The sequence below is a fragment of the Calditrichota bacterium genome (assembly GCA_013112635.1).
GTDB lineage: Bacteria > Calditrichota > Calditrichia > Calditrichales > J004 > JABFGF01.
Window position 1 is genome coordinate 1 of the sequence record JABFGF010000024.1, and the last position, 2180, is coordinate 2180.

2 protein-coding genes are annotated in these 2180 nt (G+C 31.8%); both read right to left on the bottom strand.

The window, feature by feature from the left end:
* Window positions 1–1589, bottom strand: a 1589-nt coding sequence (locus HND50_22355; protein NOG47995.1) for a recombinase family protein, incomplete at its 3' end; no start/stop codon positions are given.
* Window positions 1590–1613: 24 nt separating this feature from the next.
* The coding region (locus tag HND50_22360) for a hypothetical protein (GenBank protein ID NOG47996.1) at window positions 1614–2180 on the bottom strand (567 nt) is incomplete at its 5' end.

Here is a 2180-nt window from a genome sequence, read left to right on the forward strand (position 1 = left end):
AGCGAGACACTACAAAATGACGAACCAATTTTGTAGTCAGAAATTTTGCCCTTAGGGAGTATATCCCAAAGGGCAATTTTTATTTTACCCTTATCGGCCTTCTTCTCAATGTTTACTTCAATATTTTTTACTAAGAGTTTGATAACTTCACGTTTTTCTGTTAAAACTAGTTCATCCCAAAGTAGTGTGAAATCAGAATATATTTTTTGAAGCGCTATTGGATCTACGATATTTGTTTTTAGTAAGTCTATTTCTTTTTTTATCTCAATTTCTTTAGTTTCAATTTCCTTTACTTCATTATTTATTTCTTTTATTTTATTTACAACCGAATCAATTTCCCCAAGATCCTTTTCTATTAACAATTCTGTCATCTTTTTTTGAGATTTTTTAAGTTTACTTTTTTTCAAGGATATTTCATCCAGTTTTTTCTGGAAAATCGTTATCTCTCCTTGAGAGTCTTGAGACAAAGTAGCCAAGGTGTCCTCTAAATATTTTGGTTCCTGAGCCATCTTTTTAATTATATCAATAACAACAGATTCCATATCCTCAGCTTTTGGCTGAATAGAAGTGCATGCGCTTGCTCCTTTATGTATTTGTTTTGTGCATGCATAATAATGATATGTTTTGCTCCTTCCGGTTGCTGACCGGGTAGTCATATAACTGCCACATTGACCACATTTAATAATACCGTTTAAAAGGAGTTGACCTTTTTTTGGTTGACCTAAATTCTTTGCTTTGGCATTGACAGTAACCTTATCATCTGCTTTCTTGAAGTCTTCTTTGGAAATGATTTGGTCATGTATTCCAGGAAATAAATCACCCTTAACATCTATTTGACCTGTATAGACAGGATTTGTTATGACATTATGAATATGATTTCTTGTGAATGCTTCTCCTCCAACTTCTTTACCTTTTTTTGTAATATGGAATTTTGTTTTTTCTCCTTCAGAATTTAGTTTTTGTGCAATTTCAGATGGTTTTGTTCCATTAATATATTCATGAAAAATAGTCTTTACTATTTCGGCCTCATCTTTATTTAATATCAATTTCTTGTCTTTTAGGTCGTATCCGAGAACCGGCATACCTCCACGATGCTCACCCTTTAAAGCTTTCTGATGAATTGCTGCTCTCGTTCTTTCAGAATTTATTTCACGTTCAAAAGCTGCAAATTGTAATAGAACACCAAGAAGCATTCTACCCTGAACGGTTGTAGTGTCAACATCATTGTCTACAGTTGAAATACTTATATTGTACTTATCCAAAGATTCAGCAAGATTATAAAAATCCCTCGGAACTCTTGATACACGGTCTAGACGCAAAGCCACAACAATGTCAAATTTGGAATCGCTTGCATCATTAAGTAATGAGTTCAATTCGGGGCGATTCAATTTTCCAGCAGAAGCAACTTCTATATATGATTTATAAATATCCCAATCCTTTGCAATGCAAAAATTATTGCATCTTTTTTCTTGATGGCTTAAAGACAATCCACTATCGCCTTGTTCCTGAGTTGAAACTCGACAATAAATTGCAACAGTTTGTTTCGATTTCTCCTTCGTTAAAGGTTGTACATTTTTCCTTCTAGGCATTTTAAATCCTTTGAGTTAAATTAATTATTCTTTTCTGGGAGTTATAATTTTCTTTTTGATCCCAACCCTTTTGAGAGCTTTTCCTAAATACTTCGTTACTTTTTCTCGTCTTTCTTCTTCAGATAAATGTTGAAATTTTGCTTGAATTACTATTTTCAATATTCTTTCAATGCTAAAACTATGTTTTGATTCCACATCTTTGAATTCATTTTCTTTTAACAAAGCGATGTCATTTATTAATTGCATGCCCGATTCAAGTACAGGTATAAAAGTACTTTGTTGAGTGAGATTTGTATAATCAGATATAATTTCATTAAGGATAACTTGCAGGTTCGCTATGTCAGATAACACAAACTGATTTTTATATTGTTTGAAATATTTTTTGAGTAATTCCATTTCAGTTTGAAGAACTTTTGAATCATATGGAACTAAAATCCTGGCATATTCTGAATTAATTATTGCTTGACTAAAGTTTAAGTTATTATGATGAGTTTCAGATATATTAAGCAGAGAATTTTTTAAAAATTGTTTATCAGAACTACTTAGCTCTCCTTTTGATATTGAAAGAAGACATGCATCTTCAGCTTTTTC